This window comes from Flavobacterium sp. W22_SRS_FK3 (assembly GCF_052113665.1).
In the GTDB taxonomy this organism is placed as follows: domain Bacteria; phylum Bacteroidota; class Bacteroidia; order Flavobacteriales; family Flavobacteriaceae; genus Flavobacterium.
On record NZ_JBGQOF010000005.1, the window covers coordinates 28995 to 50035 of the forward strand.

The window sequence follows — 21041 nt, forward strand, 5'->3', positions numbered from 1 at the left end:
AAACCTGAACAAAATTCGGCTTTGCTTAAATAAAGTAATTAGCTAATGAAGAAATAGGAAAAGTTATAGAAACCATCATTGGAGGCCTTGTTTTCAGATGCAGAATTGGATTTTTTGCTTTGGATAAAATTGTTACTCCAACAGATTCAATAAAGAGTTATCATAAAAAAAAAAGAAGCTGAAACAACTCCTAAAATGTATTGCAATTAAACATTACCTGACAAAAATTATAAAATTATGAAAAAAGTAAATATGGATAGCCTGATAACTGTACTAGCTGAAATTGAAAGACTTGGATTTACATCCCAATTTGAGATTAACGGAAAAATTATGGCTTCTCTCAAAACAGACGATCAATTCACGCCAAGTCAGATAAAAATTGCCCATTTCTATCGTTTTGAAGGCGAATCAAGTCCTGATGACAGCTCGATTATGTACGCAATTGAAACCAATACGAATGAAAAAGGAACTCTCATAGATGCTTACGGAACTGCAGCTGATCCTGCAACAGCTGATTTTATTCGTAAAGTAAAAGACATTCAAAAATAACAAACACATACTAACGATGAAAAAACTGAATCCCTCAATTGCTGTCATTTTTGTAATCTCGATAAGTATCATTCTACTCAACAGTTATACCCTGTTTCATATCAATGATTATCGCGTACATTTCTTTTTTTTATTTTTTGCAGCATCGTCGCTGGTAATCATTATCGGGCAATTTTTTAAAAAACTACAAACGATCGGTTCCATTATTTCTGCCTTTATTATTATTTTGATCTTATGCGGACTTAAAGCTTTTTTTACGTGGGGTGGAGACTGGAAAACACAAATAATACTTTACAAAAACATAGACAATCCGGCTAAAACAATTAACTATCAGCTTAGGGGAGACCGATTTGCTTTTGGCTACAAAAAACGTGTTGTAGGTATCTACTATTTAGCGCCTTTTATGGAATGGACAACTGATATAGATACCCTTCATTTGGACAAAACTAAATGGACAAAACTAAATCTGAACCTCAATGAAATGAAACTGAAATAGAAATGCATAATCCAAAAAGCACTGAAATAATTTTAGATAAACCTTCAAATAACTATTTCAGTTTTAAAAGTAAATACCATGAAAAAATTACTTGTTACCACTGACTTCTCCAATATCTCAAGAGCAGGAATACGATTTGCGATTCAATTTGCGGTTCAGACTCCCTGTGAACTCATATTCTATAGTGTAAACACCAAAACCTTTGAGAATAGTATCGACAATTATTATAAAAAAACCACTCAGGATTATAAACTTAAAAAATTCATATTATCTATTTACAAAACAACCGAAAAAGAAGTTGATAAAGCCGAATTTGTAACCGAAAACCATACTCATGTAGACAAGGCCATTATAGCATATGCGCAAAAATGCAATGTCGATTTTATTTGTATCAATACGTCCGGTCCAGGAATATTTAACCAATTGATAGGAACTACTGCCACAAAACTGATTACGACTTCCCCTATTCCGCTTTTGATCATTCCGTATACGTATCGCAGGAAGGCAATACATCTTTTATTATATGCCTCAGATCTTGCAAAAATAGGTATCGAACTCACTTTTGTTAAAAAATTCGCAGCTCTGTTTGCTGCGGATGTTGCTGTTTATCACTACGATGCCTTATTGGATCAGGGTGATTTTAAACATGATTTTAATACGATAGCCAAAAACTACCAATCAGATAAAGTCTCTTTTAAATTTAAAAAATTAAATATCGAATATTCCTTACTCGATCATTTGCAAGTAGATACCCGAGAGATAAGACCCTCAATCATTGTCATGTTTACCAAACAAAACCGTGACTGGTTTGAACGACAATTTCTTTCGAGTAAAACCAGGGAATTAGGCTTTGACACCCATACCCCCATTCTTGTTTTCAGGAAATAAAAAAATAATTTAATCATGATTACAAACAAATTCAATACAGCCGGTTTAACAAGCTCCCAAGTACTTGCAGCCAGAGAAAAATACGGTCAAAATGTATCTTCTTATAAAAAAACAAACCGTTATACCGCTGCAATGATCCGAATGATCAAGGAACCCATGATGATCCTGCTGTTCGTTGCATCAAGCATTTATTTTATTAGCGGAAAAACGGCTGATGGTATCTTTTTAGCCTCGGCAATTGTTTTAATTGCAGCTATTTCATCTTACCAGAATGCCCGAAGCCGAAATGCTTTGGAACTTTTAAAAAACTTTACCAAACCTAAATGCAAAGTCATAAGAAATGGAGATTCTGTAGAAATAAAAACAGAAGAAATTGTTATTGGAGACAGCATTTTGGTAGAAGAAGGCGTTTTAATTGCTGCCGATGGTATCATCTTTAATTCTAATGATTTTTCTGTAAATGAATCGATCCTTACCGGAGAATCCATGGCAGTCAATAAAGACAAAGCCACCAAAGACAATATAATTTATCAAGGAACGACTGTTGTAGGCGGATTAGCTATTGCGAGAGTCACTGCCATTGGAAGCGAAACCAAACTGGGTAAAATAGGTAAAAGTCTTGAGGGAATAAAAGAAGAAAAAACGCCTCTGGAACTTCAGATTGGCAATTTCGTAAAAAAAATGGCTATTGCCGGATCGATAGTTTTTTTGATTGTTTGGGCAATCAACTATTTTCATTCCTTTAAGGTATTCGGGAGTTTACTAAAAGCCCTAACACTCGCTATGAGCATCCTGCCCGAAGAAATCCCGATCGCTTTTACAACCTTTATGGCTATTGGCGCCTGGCGAATGATGAAAGAAGGAATTATTGTGAAACAAATGAAAACCGTCGAAACATTAGGAAGTGCCACCGTGATTTGTATTGATAAAACAGGCACTATTACCGAAAACAAAATGAATCTGGCTAAGATTTTTTCTTTAAAATCAGAGAAAATAAGCGATTTGAAAGGTTCATTATCTGATGAGGATAAAAAATTAATCACCCTATCGATGTGGGCAAGCGAACCTATTGCGTTTGACCCAATGGAAATTGCTCTTCATGAAACTTATACAAAAATCATCGAAAAAGATGAGCGACCTGACTTCAAACTGGTACATGAGTATCCTTTGTCGGGAAAGCCTCCAATGATGACGCACGTTTTTGAAAACAAAACACGTAATAAGATCATTGCCGCTAAAGGAGGTGCAGAAGCATTAATGGAAGTATCTGCACTTACTGCAGACCAAAAAAAAGTAATTCTACAAGCAATTCAGGAATTATCCAAGGAAGGTTACCGTGTTCTGGCAGTGGGCGAAACGCATCTGACATCTGAGCATTACCCCAAAACGCAGCAGGAATTTAAGTTCGAATTCATTGGATTGTTAGCCTTTTATGATCCTCCAAAAAAGAATATCAAGCTCGTTTTACAGCATTTTTATAAAGCCGGAATAGATGTAAAGATCATAACGGGTGATAACGCCCTGACTACTTCATCCATCGCTAAACAAATTGGTTTTAAGGGATACGAAAAAAGCATCTCAGGAGAGGAGCTGATGAAACTTAACAAAAAAGAACTTAAAAAATGCGTTAGAGATAGTACTTTATTTACCCGAATGTTTCCTGAGGCTAAGCTCAAAATTATTAGTGCCCTGAAATCAAATAAGGAAATTGTAGCCATGACAGGTGATGGTGTAAATGATGGTCCAGCGCTAAAAGCCGCTCATATAGGAATTGCAATGGGAAAAAAAGGAACTGAAATTGCCAAGCAGGCAGCGTCACTTATCTTAGTCAATGATGATCTCTCAAAAATGGTACATGCCATAGCGATGGGCAGAAAGATTTATGCCAACATCAAAAAATCAATTCAGTTTATTATTTCGATCCACATTCCTATTATATTTACGGTTTTTATTCCACTGGCACTTGGCTGGCGATATCCAAATATATTCTCCCCTATTCATATTATCTTTTTAGAATTAGTGATGGGTCCTACCTGCTCTATTGTGTATGAAAATGAACCAATGGAAAAAAATACAATGGCACAGGAACCACGACCTTTCACTTCGACATTTTTTAACTGGAAGGAACTTTCGACCAGTATTTTACAAGGATTGGTAATCACTATCGGATCATTATCTGTTTATCAATATTCTATCTATCAAGGACATAACGAACAAATCACACGTACAATGGTTTTTGTAGTTTTGGTATCAGCCAATATTTTTCTAACTTTAATGAACCGCTCTTTTTACTATTCTATTTTTACCACTTTGCGCTACAAAAACAATTTAGTTCCTCTTATTATAGGAATTACGATTGTCATAACGGGCATGATACTTTTTATACCAACATTTTCAAAATTCTTTTCTTTTGAGCCTCTGCCAATGTTACTGCTATCTGTAGCAATTTTAGTTGGTTTCTTCTCTGTCATCTGGTACGAATTAGTGAAATTATGGAAACGAAATTTTAAAGAATTTAAAGCATGAAACTATCACTTAGAGCAATTATAAAAAAACTACCTGTTTTATTTTTAGTTTTTACAGGACTATATCTTGCCAAAGACCTGCTGATGCCATTATGTATTAGCGGGATCTTGGTTACTCTATTTTTACCTTTTTGCAATTGGATGGAAACAAAAAAAATACCCAAAGTATTGCCATCTTCCTTTGCATACTGAGTTTCCTGTCGTTAATTTTTATAATAATGACTGTGCCACCACTCCGATTAATAAAACAGATAATCCTAATTTAGAATAAAAAATACCGCTTGTAATTCCGCCTATAAAAAAAAGCTGATAATACTCAATGGTAATTTTATAGAAACAAAGAGTTTTTTTCTACAGAGTTCCTGACGATAAAAAAACAACTGAGACAATTCGATTCCGAAATCTGTAAAAAGTCCTGTTAGGTGGTTTGTTCTTACAGTAGCATTAGAGATTTTTGTTACCAAAGAATTCTGTAAACCCATTGCAAACAATAATATATATACCAAAAAATTAGGACTATCTATAACTAAATATTCTCCAAAAATTGTGATTGTGAATAAAATTGCACTTTCAATTGCTGTTGGAATTACGTAAGTGTATTTTTCCTTTTTTCGTAATAAGAATTCTACCAAAAGACTTGAAAAAAAAGACCCCAGAAAAAAAGAACAAAATATATAAAAAATAAACAAATCCTTGTTTAAAATTAAGCTTGAAAACTTCATCTACAAAAAACGCAAAATGTCCTGTAACATTGGTGGTTAATTTTTGAACTGCCAAAAAACCAGCAACATTAACCACTCCGGTAACAAAGGATAATAACGAGGCAATTTTAAGATTATGACTTTGATTTCTTTTGTTTCCCTGATGTTTGAACATTGTTTATGGTATTTTATAACTCTTAAATTATAATATCCTTTTAGAAAATTTTCGTTGTATTTTACTGTTATGACATTTAACTTTGCACAACTATAATTGCCTGCTTTCAATTTCCATACCGCTTCTGCTGAAACTGACTTTTTTATATCAGTAATTTCTTGTAAAAATATTATGTAATTAAACCTGCAAATTTATGAGGTATTAAAAAAGAAGCCAAGAAAAACCTCAATCTTTCATGCTTTATTATAAACTCATTGACAAGGTGTCATTGATAATAACCCTAAATGGGCAATATAACATGAAATTCTGCACCAATGTTTTGCTTAGCTTTCGAGAAAATAATGCCCTTGTGATTTTCGACAATTTTTTTTCCAATTGATAGTCCAATACCTGTACCTACATACATCTCATTGTCATGAAGCCTTTGAAAAATTGTAAAAATTTTATTTTCATATTCCTGATTAAATCCTATTCCATTATCTTTAATGATAATCTCACAATAGTTTAAACCTGAATCCAGTTGGGAATAATTTTTAACTTGTTTTAAAGTCAGCTTTTTCGAACTTATCTCTATTTTAGAAATTGAATTGTCTTTTTTATAAAACTTAATGGCATTACTGATTAAATTATAAAAAAGCTGATTCATTTGCAGCGGAATGGCATTGATAGTAGGCAAATGACCAATTTTAATTTTAAATTTACGTTCCTGAATCAGTAGTTCAAAATCAATTAAAATATTCTCAATTACCGCATTCAGATCAGTCGCTGTGTATTGCCTGTCGGTATTATCAAGGTAAGAATAGGCCAGTAAATCTTTAATAAGCGTATTCATCTTTATAGATGATTGGCTGATTTTTTCAAGCAATAAAAGGGCCGGATCAGAAATTTTTTCTTCCATTCCTAAAAGCCTGCTGATAAACATTAATATTTTACGTAGTGGTTCCTGTAGATCGTGACTGGCTACATAGGCATATTCCTGTAATTGGCCATTGGCAGTATGCAGATTTTTGACAGAGTTTTCCAATTCCTTATTGGCTGTGAGCAGATCTACAGTTCGTTCCTGAACTTTTATTTCTAAAACATCAGTCATTGCCTGTAATTTTTTTTCAATGTTCCTGCGTTCGGTAATATCTTCAATAGCCAGCAGAATTAATTGTTTTTTACTGTTTTCATTTGTAACTTGTCTTGCATTTAGAAGCAATATAATTTCGCCATAAGGCAAAAGATTTACCGATATCTGATAATCGTTAAGCTGTGTTTTTTGCTGAAGGACTTTTTCAAGCATGGCACGCATTTGAATATCATCAAAAAGATGATTTTGAATTTCATATATGAGCTTGTCTACCGCCTCTTCTTTAGTAATATTGTATTTTTTAGAAAATGCATTGTTAATGTTTTTTATTCTAAGTGCATTATCCAAAACTACTATTGGTTCACGAAGCGTGGCTACAATTGACTCAGTATAATTTTTTGCAATATTAATTTCCTGCTGCTTTTTTAAAAGCTCCTGATTAATCTGCAATAATTCTTCATTGCTGGATTGTAATTCTTCTTTAGACGTTTCCAATTCTTCATTCAGACTTTGCAATTCCTCGCTTCCACTTAATAATTCTTCATTGGCACTCTGGAGTTCTTCATTTGAAGCTTCCTGTTCTTCACTAATAGCATTTACATCATTGTGTATTTTTTCTAATTCTTTTTCAAGCTGAGCAATTCTTTTTAAATTGACATCATTACGCTTCTCTTCATCCGTTAAATTATTTGATACTACTTGTGGATGGTGCGTACTGGCTTTGTAAAACAATATTAGAAAACAGGGTTCAGAATTATCAGGAAGCGGGTGTACTTCAATTGTAATTTCAGTTACAATCTCTTTATTTTTAACCTGTATTCCTTCTTTTTTTACGAGAGATTCAGTTTCTTTAGCTTTATGCAAGGCACTACGAAGTTCAAAAGCCAATCCTTCTCGAACCATTTTGAGTAAATTAAAGGTGGGCTTGCCTTGTGAAAATTTAACAAATTCAGTAATATCACCAATAATATGCAAAATATCTACCTGTTCATTTACGATAATACTCGCTGGTCTGTAATTGGAGAGGAGAATTGTTTCTGCACTTTTTATAAAATCCTCTTTTATGATTTCTTTTTTAGGGAGCTGTGATTTAAAACTTTTTAATTTATCACTGTCTCCCAATCCCCAGCGAGAATGTGATGATCTTCCTGAAACGTCTTTCCTGGTGTATATTTTTCCGGCTTTATCAAATGGATGAAAAAGTTCGCCAGCCGGAACTGCCGTTTCGGATTTTCCTAAAAGTAAAAAACCGTTTTCCTTTAAAGCATAATGAAATGTACTCAAAGATTTTTTTTGCAAAAGTGTATCCATATAGATAAATACATTCCTGCAGGTGATCAGATCCATTCTGGCAAAGGGAGGATCGACAAGAAAATTATGGACAGCAAAAACGCATAAATCCCTAATTTGTCTTTTAATAGTGTAACCATTGGTATTGGACGTAAAATATTTAGACAGCATAACGTCAGAAACATTGCGCATTTGCGATTTTCTGTAAAATCCGGATCTTGCCTTGGCAATAGCGACTTCTGAAATATCGGAGGCAAAAATCTGGATTTCTTTTCCCTGAAGATTTTCTCCCAAAAAATCATGAAGCGCAATAGCCAGCGTGTAAGCTTCTTCGCCGGTAGAACATCCTGCAATCCAGATGCGTATTGCATTACCTTCAGGTACTCTTCCTACTAATAACGGAAAAACTTTTTCCCTCATGATCTGAAAAATTTTAACATCCCTGAAAAACTCTGTTACCGGTATCAGCAGGTCATTAAATAAATCTTCAGAAGCTAATTTATCACTTCGCAAAACTTTAAGGTAATCCCTTAAAGTCACAATTTTATTTAAGGCCATTCTTCTTGCAATACGTCGGCGTATTGTACTTTGTTTGTAATATGCAAAATCAACCCCGCTGTGGTCACGCAGAACTTTAATAATTTCGTCAAATATTTCCTCATCATTAAGTTTATTATCTTCTCCGGCAATTGCTTTTGCTTTACAAAGCTCCATTAATTTTGATACTATTTTCAACGGTGATAATACGTAATCAACTACTCCTGCATTAATTGCGTTTTGTGGCATCTCATTATAAAGAGCCGCTATGTCCTGAGCAAAAGTTATACCTCCGTGTTCTTTAATAGATCGCAGTCCAATTGTTCCGTCAGATCCGTTTCCGGAGAGCAATACCCCGTACGCCAGATTAAGATGAACCTCTGCCAATGAATTAAAAAAGATATCAATAGCCTGATTTTTCGGTGAATCAATACGTGGGCTTAGTTTTAGGACTCCATCAAAAGAGGTAAGTATTTTGTTTTCTGGAATAACATAAATAGTGTTCGGAGCCAAATGAATATCATCTGTAATTTCAATAATTGGTATTCTGGCTACACGAGATAGCAGTTCTGTAAGTATGCTGTTATGCAGTGGGTGCAAATGCTGGACAATAACATAAGCCATCTGAGAGTCAGCGGGGATTGCATTAATAAACTGGGTAAAAGCCTCAAGCCCCCCTGCAGAAGCTCCAATGCCAACAATAGGGAAATCCTGACGTGTAGCTTTGGGCACGATGTTTTTTTTATAGTGCATGACTTGTAATTTAATTTTTTATAGAGCGTTTATTCAACTGCAGGAAATAGGATTAAAGAATTATTTCCACCCTAAAGCGCAATGATAAAAGATTCGAATTTTGAATGTTCCGACTTTTCTTTCCAATCCATTTCGATAATCTTTTTTATTAATTTCTTTAAATCGCTAAAATCATTAGGTTTAACAATATAGGCATTGGCTCCTAATCTAAAAGTGTTCTTTACTCCCTCTTGGGATGCTGAGGTGGAATATATTGCTATTATTGGAATATGTTTAAACAAATCATCTTCCCTAATTTGCTGCAATGTTTCGAAACCTGACATTACAGGCATATTAAGATCTAAAAAAATAATATCAGGAATAACAAGATTTCTATTATAAAGACGATTTAAAAGCTCCGATCCATTTTTACAAAATTCAACCGGAAAATTAAGATGCATATCCTCAACTGCGTCAGCAAAAAAGTCTCTGTCATCCTGATCGTCATCAGTGAGTAAAATACGTATATTCTCCTTATTATTCATTAGTTATCTCTCATTTACTCCAAATGTACGCTTTAATAAACATTAAGTAATATATTATTGATTAAACAATAAATTAAAAATAAACAGCAGGTTGCAAAATTGTATGGTTTTAGCCATAATGATTTGTAAACATCAGTACTTATTAGTCAAACTCTACTAAAATTTCATTTTCTACCTGCCAAACTCCAGCTGTATTCCAGGCAATCCTTTCTGCTTCATCTTTTTGAAAAAGCGAACTTACAATACCACTTAGGAATATCGTTTTGCTATCAACTCTGACTTTAATATTACCTATATCAAGAATCCAGCTGCGGCTCAATGCTTTCTCCACAATCTCCTTCTCAAGATCATTTTTTATTTCAGCTTCAATAACTATTTTGTCTATAACTCCCCTTACACCTTCCAGATAACGGATGCTATTTTCTGCAGTCTTCCTCTGGAAATTCCAATGCAAAATACCTTCAAGCGTTACCCATCCGTCCTTCACTATAACTTTTAGTAGGTGATTCGGTATAACCCATTTTTCTTCTAATGCTTTGATAACTGAACTGGCAACCTCTTCATCATTTCTAATTGCTGAAAAAGATAGATCAACCCTCACATCATTTATAAAGGTCTTGACACCTGAGATATCCTTAATAATATCTTCAGCTTCTTTTTTTTGACTGTAATTATATACAGTTCCTGTAAGACTAACAATTCCATCCTCCACACCAACCTCTATTTTGTTAGATTGTAAAATGGGCTCCCATTTTATCGCTTCTATAATTTCTTTTACGTAAAACATCATTACTTTTTTTCATTAGATTAGATTTTTCATTGTTAAGCATTGATATCCTTATTTTTAAAAGTATAATAAGTAGTATATCAAAAGGCAAAATTGAAGTAATTAAATTCAAAAAAAAATGATTTTTGTCAATGTAAAAAGTGATATGAAACATTAATATAGCCTTCTAAACTATTTAAGAAAAAAGGAATAGTTTTTTTATTCTCTCTATGAAACCAATTATATATTTTTTGATTATTAATAAGTAATATTTATTTAAATTCATTATGTTTTTTTTTCATCCTCTATGTTAATTGACCTAGATGTTCGATGTACATATTTTTAATAAAACTTATAAAAACCTAACTGCTCTTCTTCCAGATTTACGGTTTAAAAAGGGTTCTCATAGTAGTTGTATGCCTCACAAGATTTATAGAATTGTCATTCGCATGTGATTTTATTTCTTCAATACTTTGTTTTAAAATTTCTGTGTTTTCATTCTCCTGATTAGAATATCATTTTAAACCTTGTATATGTGCATAATGAGTCTTGGAAATTTATAAGTAAAAAGAGGCTGCCCTTTCGGACAGCCTCTTCTCACTACAAATAAAAAAATTAAAACAAACTTATTAATTCCATCCACCACCTAAAGCTTTGTATACAGATACAAAAGCATTTATTTGTTGTTTTTTGGTTTCAATAAGTTCAAATTTAGATTCCAATGCATCTTTTTGCGTTAGCAAGACTTCCATATAATCAGCTCTTGCTGAGCTAAACAAGTTATTCGAAATCTGTATTGATTCATTAAGTGCCTGAACTTGTTTTGATTTCAGGTCATAACTTTGTGAAATGTTTTTGATTTTTGATAATTGATTTGCTACTTCAATGTAAGCATTCACTAAAGTTTTTTCATAATTATAAATGGCCTGCATTTGTTTGGCATTCGCCGAAATATAGCTTGCCTTAATCGCGTTTCTATTAATTAATGGTGCTACCAGATCACCTGCCAGTGAATAAAATAGAGATTCCGGAGAAGTCAACAAATATTTAGTGTTGAAAGCTTCATATCCTATTCCTGCTGAAATTCCCAAGGAAGGATAAAATTTAGCCTTAGCTACTTTTATATCCAATTTTGCGGCCAACAAATCCATCTCTGCTTTCTTAATGTCAGGTCGATTTTCCAATAACTGAGATGGAACTCCGGCATGAACCAAAGGCGGAATCATAGTATTAAAAATATCCGCATTTCTGACAATCGACTGAGGAAAACGTCCTAATAAAAAATTAATTTTATTTTCCATTTGATAGATTTCCTGCTGAATATCAAACTGTAGACTTTGCGTATTGAGTATTTGCGCTTCAAAACGACGTACAGCAAGCTCGTTAACTCTGGCTGCTTCTTTTTGAATTTTCACAACCTTTAGCGCATTAGACTGAATGTCTATATTTTGCTTTACAATTGCCAATTGATTATCCAGAGCTAATAATTCATAATACGAGTTTGCTACTTCGGCAATCAGATTGGTAACTACAAAATTCTTGCCCTCAACAGAACCTAAATACCTGTTTAAAGCTGCTTTTTTAGCATTATGCAGTTTATTCCAGATATCAATTTCCCATGATGCAGATAATCCAAAGCCATAATTTGGCAAAGGATCAGGTGTTTCTTTACCGGGCATAATTTCTGTAGTAGCTTCACCGGAACCCGCACTGGTGTATCGACCAGATTTATCAAGGCTTGCTCCTGCATTAAAGCCAAGAAAAGGCAAATATTCTCCTTTTCTTGCTCTTACTTCACTACGGGCAATTTCAATTTCCTGTAATGTAATGTTTAGTTCCTGATTATTCTTTAAGGCAATCTCAATCAGGTTTTTTAAATTCTCATCTGTAAAATAATTTTGCCATTGTATCTTGGCAGAATTAACTGTATCCTGAGAAGCGTTTGCATAGACTTCCGGCACTGTTTTATTTTCTGTTCTCTCTATTACAGATGGCGCTTTGCATCCTAAAAAACATAGTAAGATACAAGACAAACCTGCGTATTTTATTTTTTTGTTATTCTTCATTTTCTTGCGTTTGATCGTTTGTTGAAAAATCATGCACATGATGCATAAAATCATCTGATAATGAACTCTCTTCTTCTCCTTTAATTAGTTTTCGGCCTTGAGCCAATGAGCCAAAAATGTAATACAATCCCGGAACTACAATTACACCAAAGATGGTTCCAAAAAGCATTCCCCCCAAGGCTGAACCTCCAATGGTACGGTTACCAATGGCACCTGCACCAGAAGCAAAAATTAAAGGAATCAATCCGGCAATAAACGCAAATGAAGTCATTAAGATAGGTCTGAAACGAACCTTTGCCCCTTCAATAGCCGCTTCAAGAATTGTAGCCCCTTGCTGATGCTTGAGAACTGCAAACTCGACAATTAATACGGCATTTTTACCGAGCAATCCGACCAGCATAATAAGTCCGATCTGGGCATAAATATCGTTTTGCAACCCCATCAACTGAAGTATTACAAAAGAACCTAAAAGTCCAATTGGGATTGATAAAATTACCGATAGCGGAATAATAAAACTTTCATATTGCGCTGCTAATACGAAGTAAACAAATGCCAATACTACTAAGAATATGTAAAGTGACTCGTTACCTCTACTCGCTTCATCATACGAAAGTCCTTCCCATGCAATATCGTATCCTTTTGGTAAAGTTTTCGCCGATACTTCTTTAATCGCTTTAATAGCATCAGCCGTGGTATACCCTTTTGCCGGTTGACCTTGAATAGCCGCTGAATTATACATATTATAACGCGTTACCTCATTAGGCCCCTGCGTCTTTTTAAGTTTCATAAAAGCAGAATACGGAACCATTTCGCCATGATCATTTTTTACAAAAAGATTTAAAACGTCGGAAGGAAGTCTCCTAAATTTAGGATCAGATTGAACATATACTTTAAAGAAACGTCCAAACTTAATGAAACCTTGTTCGTACGTACTACCAATTAAAATATTCAGATTTTCCATCGCTTTTCCAATAGAAACTCCTTTTTGCATTGCCAAGTCATTATTAAACTCTAATTCATATTGCGGATAGTTGGCCGCGAAGAAAGTAAATAACCCAGTCAATTCTTTGCGTTTTGCTAATTCTGCTAAAAATTGTTTGTTGATTTTGTCAAACTCTTGGTAATTGGTACTAGTTGTCTTGTCTAACAAACGCATTGAGAAACCTCCCGAAGATCCAAAACCTGGAATTGCTGGCGGTTCAAAAAACTCAACGACGGCACCAAGATTTCTTGATTTTTCTTCTAACTCTTCCATTATCTCTTTAACAGAATGTTTTCTATCTGACCACGATTTTAGGTTAATCAAACAGGTACCTGCGTTAGAACCACGACCTTCTGTCATAATTTCATAACCTGCTAAAGATGAAACTGATTCTACTCCTTCTACATCTTCACAAATTTTTTGAAGACGTTGCGCAACCTCATTTGTAGTTTCTAAAGTTGATCCTGGAGGTGTTTGAATAATTCCGTAAATAGTTCCTTGGTCTTCACTTGGAATAAATCCTGAAGGCAATACTTGGTTTTCAATAAATATAGCGGCACAAAATCCGATTAAGATGAAAAACGTCAGCCATCTTCTACTCACAATTGATTTTAAAACAGCAACATACTTACCTGTTAATCGGTCAAACCATCTGTTAAAACCATCTAGCGCTTTGGTTAAAACATTTCCTTTCTTTTCTTTTCCGTGATTATTTTTTAATAAAATTGCACAAAGAACTGGTGTTAAGGTTAAAGCTACAATTGCTGAAATTATAATAGAACTCGACATTGTAACCGAGAATTGTCTGTAGAAAACACCAACAGGTCCCGTCATAAAAGCAATTGGAATAAATACTGCAACCATAACCGCTGTAATGGCAATAACCGCTCCTCCAATTTCACCAAGTACCATTTGTACTGCCTTGTATGGAGTAATATGTGGAAATTCTTCAAACTTGGCATGGACTGCTTCGACGACGACAATGGCATTATCGACCACAATACCAATTGCCAATACTAAAGAGAATAATGTGATTAAGTTAATCGACATTCCCAGCATTTGAATCACAAAAAATGCCCCAATTAACGATACTGGTACCGCAATGATAGGAATCAAAGTCGAACGCCAATCTCCTAAAAACACAAATACTACTAAAGCAACTAATATGAAAGCATCACGTAAAGTGTGCATTACTTGGTCAATAGAGGCATCTAAGAAATTCGATACATCATAACTAATTTTATAATCCATTCCTGGAGGAAAACTAGCTTTCATTTCTTCCAGTTTGGCTTTCACATCATTAATTACATCACTCGCATTACTTCCGTAGTTTTGTTTTAGTACGATAGCCGCAGACGGATGTCCATCTAAATTAGAGTAGATATCGAAAAATTCACTTCCTAATTCAACTGTCGCAATATCTTTTAAGTGGATACTTTCTCCTTCTCCATTGGCACGGATAATGATATTTTCGTATTGCTTTGGCTCGTTGTATCTTCCTTTATACGTTAAAACATATTCTAAAGATTGAGCAGCAATACCAGAACTTTGTCCTAAACGACCAGGTCGGCCAATAATACTTTGTTCTTGCAAGGCTTCCATAACTTCTTCAACAGAAATTTTGTATGCTCTCATTCTGTCCGGATTTAACCAAACACGCATAGCATATTTACGGCTACCTAATATTTGTGATCTTGCAACCCCTTTTACCCTGCTGATTTCAGGAATCATTTTCACATTAGCATAATTGTATAGAAATTTTTCATCCATACTTTTGCTCTTTGAATAAAGGTTGACATACATCAACATACTCGGCTGAATTGGTGTAATTACCACCCCCTCACGCTGAACCAGTTCAGGTAATAATGGCATTACCTGATCTACCCTGGTCTTGACCCTAATAACGGCCTGATTGGGATCGGTTCCTGGTTCAAAAATTATTCTAAGTGTTGCCTCTCCTGCACTGGTTGCATCAGTTGCCATATAACGAACACCCTGCACTCCGTTTAGAGAGTTTTCTAACGTTACCAAGGTTGATTTTACCAATACATCGGCACTCGCTCCGGGGTAAGCAATGAAAATATTTACTGTTGTTGGTGCAATCTGAGGAAATTGTGATATAGGAAGCTGCTTGATGGCAAGCGTACCTATAAAAACAATTACAATCGAAATTATAATTGCAAAAACAGGTCTATGTATAAATTTATTAAACATTTTTTATTTTTTTAAAGATTCGTTACTCTGCATACAGTTCTAAATGAGACAGTACTGATTCAGGTTTTACGACTTTGTAGTCAATTTTATCGTTTTCTTTCACAAGACGTAACCCTTCTAAAAGAATCTTATCATTTACTGACAAACCTTCTTTTATCGCAAATAAATGCGGCATTTCTGCAGCAATAACAACTTCTCTAGATTTTATAACGTTATCTTTATCAATTACATAAACGTACTTTTTATCCAAAACCTCAAAAGTGGCTTTTTGCGGAATAAGCATGGCTTTTTTCAACTCAATTGGCATTTCAATACTCCCGGTTTCTCCGTGTCGTAATAATCTCTTGGGATTTGGAAAAGTCGCTCTAAAGGAAATATTACCTGTTTCATTATCAAAATCAGCTTCGATAGTTTCTACAACTCCAGGATAAGCAAATCTCTGATTGTTAGCCATTAAAAGATTCACTTTTATTTTGCCTCCTTTATCTGCATTTTGCTGGTAATCTAAATATTCTGATTCCGGAACATTATAATATACCCACATTGAACTATTATCTGCTAATTCTGTAAGCAGCTCTCCTTCGTCGACCAAGCTTCCTTGTCGAACATGAAATTTGTCAATAATTCCGTCAAATGGCGCTCTAATTTCAGTAAACTGCAAATGAACCTGACTTAAAGACATTTCTGCATTCGCTTTTTCTAATTTTGCTTTTGCCATTGCCAATTCTCCTGGAGCCACCACATTTCCATCAGCCAGTTTTTTTGTGTTTTTATATTCTATTTCTGCGAAACTGGCTTCTGCTTTAGATTTTTTTAATTCGGCTTCATAAAGTGTTGGCATTATTTTAAACAATAATTGTCCTTTTTTTACCATCTGACCTTCATCAACATAGATTTTCTGCAGATACCCACGTTCCTGTGCCCGTAATTCAATATGCTGAATAGAGTGTATTTGAGATACATATTCTTTTGTAATAGTAGTGTCCTTTTCAATTGGATTGGTAACCAAAAACTTGGTTTTTTCTTCTTTTGCTTCTTCTTTTTTGGAGTTGCAGCTGGTATGCAATAGTAAAATACATAAGCTTAGGAGCATGAGGATTCTCTTCATAATAATTTAAACGTTTAAACGAAATGATTTTTTTAATTTTAAAGTAGTCTTAAAGCAAGACCATAGAAGTCCTTACCCATTTGTTTTAATAGAAAAACAAAGGATAAAAAACAATAAATAATAAGTAATTGGAAAATACTACTGATTAAAAATCAAATTCTAAAAACCTGAAAGAGAAGATATACTTTATTAGAAAGTAAATTAAAAATTTTACAGTCATTTACCTTTTTAGTGAAGGCTACTGAATAAACTGCTAATTTATTATGAGATAAGAAATTTAAAAAATAATTGTTTTTTACAAGCTGCTTTTGAATAGTAGAAAAATTCTCTTCTGTGTCTTCGTTGTCAAGAAAACAAGCTTTTCTTTTAAAAGTTTCAAATGAGTGTCTTTTATCTAAATATTTTTCTCCGTACGCGCTTCTTTTTATAAGAATTGCAGAACTAATTTTCATGTCACTTAAGTCATTAAAGTGCCCATAAAAATTACCATATCCGCTAAACAGAATGACAAGTAAAAGCAAAAATTTAGTGAATCCTTTTTTCATAAGAGCTACAAATTTAAACAATCGTTCTTATAAATACAATCATAGAATTTACAAATTTTGCAAACATATTTTTTTATGATTATTATAACGCTTTATTTTAGAATATCGTTTTTTTATTATAAACAATTTAAAAATTCAGCAATGAAGCAGAATCTTAGAAATCCTATTTCTTTTTGAAATACGTAAAGAAATGAAATTTAAGTACAAACATAACCATAAACGAATTATAATTGCCGACGGTAATGTAAATCTATATCCCTATTCCTTAAAATACTAGAAGAAGTGCTCCAGATTTAAAATACAAGAAACAAAAACCGGTTGCAATCATAAACAAACTGCCTAACGCATTTATAATAATTTAATCAAATAAATTTTAACCTGCTTTTGATTTACTGACTCCAATTATGAAAGAAGTTTTTCTTATAGTAATATTATACTTTTTGTTATATCTTTCTTCAAATTATTTCATCAAAAGAAAAGAGCAAATTTCTAAATAACACCTTTTATCAAAATTGATTAATTTAGCTACAAAATTTTTCGGAAAAGACTTATATGAAGAATCCAATAAATTTGCCATCATAAACTAAAAAAAATGCTTGAAAATTTCCCTTTTTATCTAGGCATATTAGTCGTTATTTTATTGCTGATTATGCTGGCAAATAAAATAAAAGTAGCCTATCCTGTCTTGTTGGTACTCGCTGGTTTGGTGATTAGTTTTGTTCCGGGTGTACCAGCCATAAACATAGAACCGGAACTTATATTTTTTATTTTTTTGCCACCCTTATTATATGAAGCCGCATGGGCTGTTTCATGGAAAGAAATGTGGCGCTGGAGAAGAATTATTACAAGTTTTGCTTTTGTAGTTGTTTTTCTGTCGGCACTTTCGGTCGCATTGGTTGCCAATTATATTATACCCGGATTTTCATTGGCATTAGGATTTGTATTGGGTGGAATTGTTTCTCCCCCAGACGCCGTCAGCGCTGGTGCTATTTTAAAATTTGTTAAAGTACCAAAAACCATTTCATCTATTTTAGAAGGCGAAAGTTTATTGAATGATGCATCTTCCTTAATAATTTTCAGATTTGCAATGATTGCTGTTGCAACAGAACAATTTATCTTTTCTAAAGCTGCCACAACTTTTGGCTGGATGATTGTTGGTGGAGTGTCAATTGGGCTATTAATCGGATGGCTTTTTATGAAAGCCCATAAATATTTGCCAACAGATGCTAATGTCGATATCGTTTTATCTTTACTTACACCTTACATCATCTATTTGGCGGCTGAAGAAGTCCATTGTTCAGGGGTTTTGGCAGTAGTAACCGGAGGTTTGCTTTTGTCGAATAACAGGCATCGTTTTCTTAGCAGCAAATCCCGACTTCGTGGTGGAAATGTCTGGGAAAGCTTCTGTTTTATACTAAACGGATTTGTTTTTATGCTGATCGGATTAGATTTACCGCAAATCACCAAAGGACTTGAAGAAGTTAGTCTTCCATCAGCAATTGGTTATGGGGTAGTAATAACACTTGTTTTGATCATCAGTCGGATACTTTCTTCTTATGGGGCTGTTGTTGTAACCTTAATTGCTCGTAATTTTATCACAGTAGCTGATAGGAGAAATCCAGGTCTGAAAACACCTTTTATACTGGGCTGGACCGGAATGAGAGGTGTTGTCTCATTGGCAGCCGCACTATCTATACCTGTATATTTGAATAACGGAAATGGTTTTCCACAACGAAACCTAATCTTGTTTATTACCTTTATTGTGATTCTTTTGACTTTGTTAATTCAGGGATTAACATTACCTTATTTTATTAAAAAAATTAAACTTACTGATATATATGATCCAATACCACGTGATGAAGCTTATAATCTGTTAAGACAAGAATTAGCGCAATATACCATACATTATTTAAAAACTAATTATAACGATCAGGTAGATAATCATGCTCCATTACAGCATCTTATTCACAAATGGGAACAGCATAGTAACGGAGTTGATAATGAATCCATTGGAACCGATCTTAAAGTCATTTATCTCGATTTATTACATATTCAAAGACAATGGCTGGTAAACAGAAATAAAGAGGATCAGACTTTAGACGAATCAATCATTAGAAGACAGATGCATTATTTGGACATTGAAGAAGAGAAACTGCGATATATTTAGAATTATTTTAGTTTTTTTTAATTGCTATATTATTCAGTTTTATGCAATGCAATATAGGATTTGAACGTATCAATATCAACTGTGTCGTTATCTGTTACAACTTCCTTAATTAGTTTTTTATTTCTGTTGATGATTTGTTTCGCCCCTTCATCATTGGATAATAAAATCAGTTCTGAGAAAAAATTTCTTGGAAATAAAACAGGTACTCCCCTGTAATCATCTTTTTTGGTTATAATAATTGCTTCTTTTTCTTTATTATGAAGTTTTATCATTGTATTTAAGTGAATACTGCTAATAAAAGGCTGATCTGCCAATACAAACAGTATAGCGTGGATATTTGGATATTTTTTCTCTATTTCTGTAGTTGCCGCTGCTATAGAACTACCCAGTCCATGCTGCCAGTTTTCATTAATCAGCACAATGTTTTTTGACAAATTTATTTGTTGCTCAATTTCATTTCTGTATGCACCCAGAACTACAAAAAAAATATCGGCATCAGTTGACAAAGTATTTTTAATTACACTACCCAATAAAGTAGAATTTCCCCAATGCAGCAACTGCTTTGGCTGCCCCATTCTTTTAGCACTTCCTGCAGCTAATACTACTATAGCAACTTGAGTCATTACTATTCAATTATAATTTTGGAGTGAATAGCGCTGTTTTTATATTTTAAGGATATTGGCTCCTCTTTTCGTATTACTGAAAGTATCTCAGCAATAATACTGATTGCTATTTCCTGAGGCGTTTCTGCTCCAATACTAATTCCTGATGGTCCATAAGCCACATCTAGTAAACCTTCATTATAAGAATCAGTGTGTTCAAAAAAATCGTTTAATAACTGATTTCGTCTCTTGAACGGACCAAGAAGACCAAGATAAGCAGGTTGTGTATTTTTCAATTCGAGAAGAAACTTTAAATCGGAGGTATAACTGTGTGTCATCAAAATAACAGCCGTTTCATTATCTATGGAAAGAGAACCTATTTCTTCAGGCAATAAATGAACAACACATTCTGCACCAGGAAAATTACCTATTGTTTTGGGATCTTTGACGGATGCCACAATAGTGATTTCCCAACCAATTAAAGAAGCGAAATGACATAATTGCACGGCATCATGTTCAGATCCAACGATAATTAGGTGAAAACGTGGTTTTAATACTTGCGTATAACCTGAAAGAGATTTGTCTAATTCGACATTGTAAAAGGTAAAATTTTTATCTTCAAAATGAAACTCAGATCCTAATCCTGGCTGACTTTCCTCTGTTTTTGTGTAAAAGGATTCTATTTCTAATGATTGCCTTTTCTGTACAATAGTATCTAAAGTCTGCCAAACAGCATCATCAGGACAAAAAGGTTCCAAAAGAATATACAAAATCCCTTCACATCCTAATCGATATCTGCCGTCATAAACCATCATCTTTGCTTTATTATCCAAAAATACAGACTGAGATTGTTTGAGAATTGCATTTTCAACACAGCCACCGCTAACCGCCCCCGTCATTGTATTATTTTCAAATATCAGCATACGAACACCCGGTCTTCTGTATGACGAACCTTCAATAGCAACAACCGTTGCCATAATGCTTTTAAGGCCCATTTTTTGGGCTAAAATGTACGATTCTTTTAATTTTAATAATTCGTGCATCATATTTCAATCCTTTTTAAAATAAGTATACCTGCAAC

16 protein-coding genes are annotated in these 21041 nt (G+C 33.8%); 5 read left to right on the top strand and 11 right to left on the bottom strand.

The features are described from left to right. Positions 1-237: 237 nt before the first annotated feature. The 4 genes from ACEN2I_RS06130 to ACEN2I_RS06145 all read left to right on the top strand — a co-directional run bounded on the left by ACEN2I_RS06130 (position 238) and on the right by ACEN2I_RS06145 (position 4459). On the top strand, positions 238-549 hold the full coding sequence (locus ACEN2I_RS06130; RefSeq protein ID WP_441765214.1) for a hypothetical protein: 312 nt from the start codon (positions 238-240) through the stop codon (positions 547-549). Positions 550-565: 16 nt separating this feature from the next. Beyond that, a complete protein-coding gene (locus ACEN2I_RS06135; RefSeq protein ID WP_441765215.1) occupies positions 566-1045 on the top strand; it encodes a hypothetical protein in 480 nt (159 codons plus the stop codon). A gap of 78 nt (positions 1046-1123) precedes the next feature. Continuing rightward, a complete protein-coding gene (locus ACEN2I_RS06140) occupies positions 1124-1933 on the top strand; it encodes a universal stress protein (RefSeq protein WP_441765216.1) in 810 nt (269 codons plus the stop codon). A 15-nt stretch (positions 1934-1948) separates the two neighbouring features. Continuing rightward, positions 1949-4459: a cation-translocating P-type ATPase gene (locus ACEN2I_RS06145; RefSeq protein WP_441765217.1), complete on the top strand. Its 2511-nt coding sequence runs from the start codon at positions 1949-1951 to the stop codon at positions 4457-4459. A gap of 292 nt (positions 4460-4751) precedes the next feature. Here ACEN2I_RS06145 and ACEN2I_RS06150 read toward each other — a convergent pair whose 3' ends face one another. The 9 genes from ACEN2I_RS06150 to ACEN2I_RS06190 all read right to left on the bottom strand — a co-directional run bounded on the left by ACEN2I_RS06150 (position 4752) and on the right by ACEN2I_RS06190 (position 17191). Continuing rightward, positions 4752-5147 carry a YoaK family protein gene (locus ACEN2I_RS06150; protein WP_441765218.1) on the bottom strand — a complete coding sequence of 132 codons (396 nt, stop codon included), beginning with the start codon at positions 5145-5147 and terminating at the stop codon, positions 4752-4754. Further along, positions 5029-5334 (bottom strand): DUF1275 family protein, encoded by a 306-nt coding sequence (locus tag ACEN2I_RS06155; RefSeq protein WP_441765219.1) that lies wholly within the window; start codon positions 5332-5334, stop codon positions 5029-5031. The genes ACEN2I_RS06150 and ACEN2I_RS06155 overlap by 119 nt, the downstream gene beginning before the upstream one ends. Positions 5335-5614: 280 nt before the next feature. Next, positions 5615-8986 (bottom strand): CheR family methyltransferase, encoded by a 3372-nt coding sequence (locus tag ACEN2I_RS06160; RefSeq protein WP_441765220.1) that lies wholly within the window; start codon positions 8984-8986, stop codon positions 5615-5617. A gap of 71 nt (positions 8987-9057) precedes the next feature. Beyond that, positions 9058-9510: a response regulator gene (locus ACEN2I_RS06165; protein WP_441765221.1), complete on the bottom strand. Its 453-nt coding sequence runs from the start codon at positions 9508-9510 to the stop codon at positions 9058-9060. A 142-nt stretch (positions 9511-9652) separates the two neighbouring features. Next, positions 9653-10300, bottom strand: a complete 648-nt coding sequence (locus ACEN2I_RS06170) for a BON domain-containing protein (RefSeq protein WP_441765222.1) — start codon at positions 10298-10300, stop codon at positions 9653-9655. 605 nt (positions 10301-10905) lie between these two features. Continuing rightward, positions 10906-12342, bottom strand: a complete 1437-nt coding sequence (locus tag ACEN2I_RS06175) for a TolC family protein (RefSeq protein ID WP_441765223.1) — start codon at positions 12340-12342, stop codon at positions 10906-10908. Then, positions 12332-15538 (bottom strand): efflux RND transporter permease subunit, encoded by a 3207-nt coding sequence (locus ACEN2I_RS06180; RefSeq protein ID WP_441765224.1) that lies wholly within the window; start codon positions 15536-15538, stop codon positions 12332-12334. The genes ACEN2I_RS06175 and ACEN2I_RS06180 overlap by 11 nt, the downstream gene beginning before the upstream one ends. A gap of 22 nt (positions 15539-15560) precedes the next feature. Then, positions 15561-16646, bottom strand: a complete 1086-nt coding sequence (locus ACEN2I_RS06185; protein ID WP_441765225.1) for an efflux RND transporter periplasmic adaptor subunit — start codon at positions 16644-16646, stop codon at positions 15561-15563. A 152-nt stretch (positions 16647-16798) separates the two neighbouring features. Next, positions 16799-17191 carry a hypothetical protein gene (locus ACEN2I_RS06190; protein ID WP_441765226.1) on the bottom strand — a complete coding sequence of 131 codons (393 nt, stop codon included), beginning with the start codon at positions 17189-17191 and terminating at the stop codon, positions 16799-16801. Positions 17192-17783: 592 nt separating this feature from the next. Here ACEN2I_RS06190 and ACEN2I_RS06195 point away from each other — a divergent pair. After that, a complete protein-coding gene (locus ACEN2I_RS06195) occupies positions 17784-19358 on the top strand; it encodes a Na+/H+ antiporter (RefSeq protein WP_441765227.1) in 1575 nt (524 codons plus the stop codon). A gap of 29 nt (positions 19359-19387) precedes the next feature. On the opposite strand, the gene ACEN2I_RS06200 is transcribed toward ACEN2I_RS06195, so the two are convergent. Together ACEN2I_RS06200 and ACEN2I_RS06205 are read right to left on the bottom strand one after the other, a co-directional pair. After that, positions 19388-19981, bottom strand: coding sequence for a nucleotidyltransferase family protein (locus ACEN2I_RS06200; protein WP_441765228.1), 594 nt, complete (start codon positions 19979-19981; stop codon positions 19388-19390). Between the two features lie 2 nt (positions 19982-19983). Further along, positions 19984-21006: an XdhC family protein gene (locus ACEN2I_RS06205; RefSeq protein WP_441765229.1), complete on the bottom strand. Its 1023-nt coding sequence runs from the start codon at positions 21004-21006 to the stop codon at positions 19984-19986. Positions 21007-21041: the final 35 nt, after the last annotated feature.

What these genes read in the sequence shown, in the direction of transcription:
- ACEN2I_RS06155 (WP_441765219.1), bottom strand. Translation starts at nt 5,334, where the DNA reads ATGTTCAAACATCAGGGAAACAAAAGAAATCAAAGTCATAATCTTAAA.
- ACEN2I_RS06200 (WP_441765228.1), bottom strand. Translation starts at nt 19,981, where the DNA reads ATGACTCAAGTTGCTATAGTAGTATTAGCTGCAGGAAGTGCTAAAAGA.
- ACEN2I_RS06180 (WP_441765224.1), bottom strand. Translation starts at nt 15,538, where the DNA reads ATGTTTAATAAATTTATACATAGACCTGTTTTTGCAATTATAATTTCG.
- ACEN2I_RS06170 (WP_441765222.1), bottom strand. Translation starts at nt 10,300, where the DNA reads ATGATGTTTTACGTAAAAGAAATTATAGAAGCGATAAAATGGGAGCCC.
- ACEN2I_RS06160 (WP_441765220.1), bottom strand. Translation starts at nt 8,986, where the DNA reads ATGCACTATAAAAAAAACATCGTGCCCAAAGCTACACGTCAGGATTTC.
- ACEN2I_RS06130 (WP_441765214.1), top strand. Translation starts at nt 238, where the DNA reads ATGAAAAAAGTAAATATGGATAGCCTGATAACTGTACTAGCTGAAATT.
- ACEN2I_RS06145 (WP_441765217.1), top strand. Translation starts at nt 1,949, where the DNA reads ATGATTACAAACAAATTCAATACAGCCGGTTTAACAAGCTCCCAAGTA.
- ACEN2I_RS06185 (WP_441765225.1), bottom strand. Translation starts at nt 16,646, where the DNA reads ATGAAGAGAATCCTCATGCTCCTAAGCTTATGTATTTTACTATTGCAT.
- ACEN2I_RS06135 (WP_441765215.1), top strand. Translation starts at nt 566, where the DNA reads ATGAAAAAACTGAATCCCTCAATTGCTGTCATTTTTGTAATCTCGATA.
- ACEN2I_RS06175 (WP_441765223.1), bottom strand. Translation starts at nt 12,342, where the DNA reads ATGAAGAATAACAAAAAAATAAAATACGCAGGTTTGTCTTGTATCTTA.
- ACEN2I_RS06190 (WP_441765226.1), bottom strand. Translation starts at nt 17,191, where the DNA reads ATGAAAAAAGGATTCACTAAATTTTTGCTTTTACTTGTCATTCTGTTT.
- ACEN2I_RS06140 (WP_441765216.1), top strand. Translation starts at nt 1,124, where the DNA reads ATGAAAAAATTACTTGTTACCACTGACTTCTCCAATATCTCAAGAGCA.
- ACEN2I_RS06195 (WP_441765227.1), top strand. Translation starts at nt 17,784, where the DNA reads ATGCTTGAAAATTTCCCTTTTTATCTAGGCATATTAGTCGTTATTTTA.
- ACEN2I_RS06165 (WP_441765221.1), bottom strand. Translation starts at nt 9,510, where the DNA reads ATGAATAATAAGGAGAATATACGTATTTTACTCACTGATGACGATCAG.
- ACEN2I_RS06205 (WP_441765229.1), bottom strand. Translation starts at nt 21,006, where the DNA reads ATGATGCACGAATTATTAAAATTAAAAGAATCGTACATTTTAGCCCAA.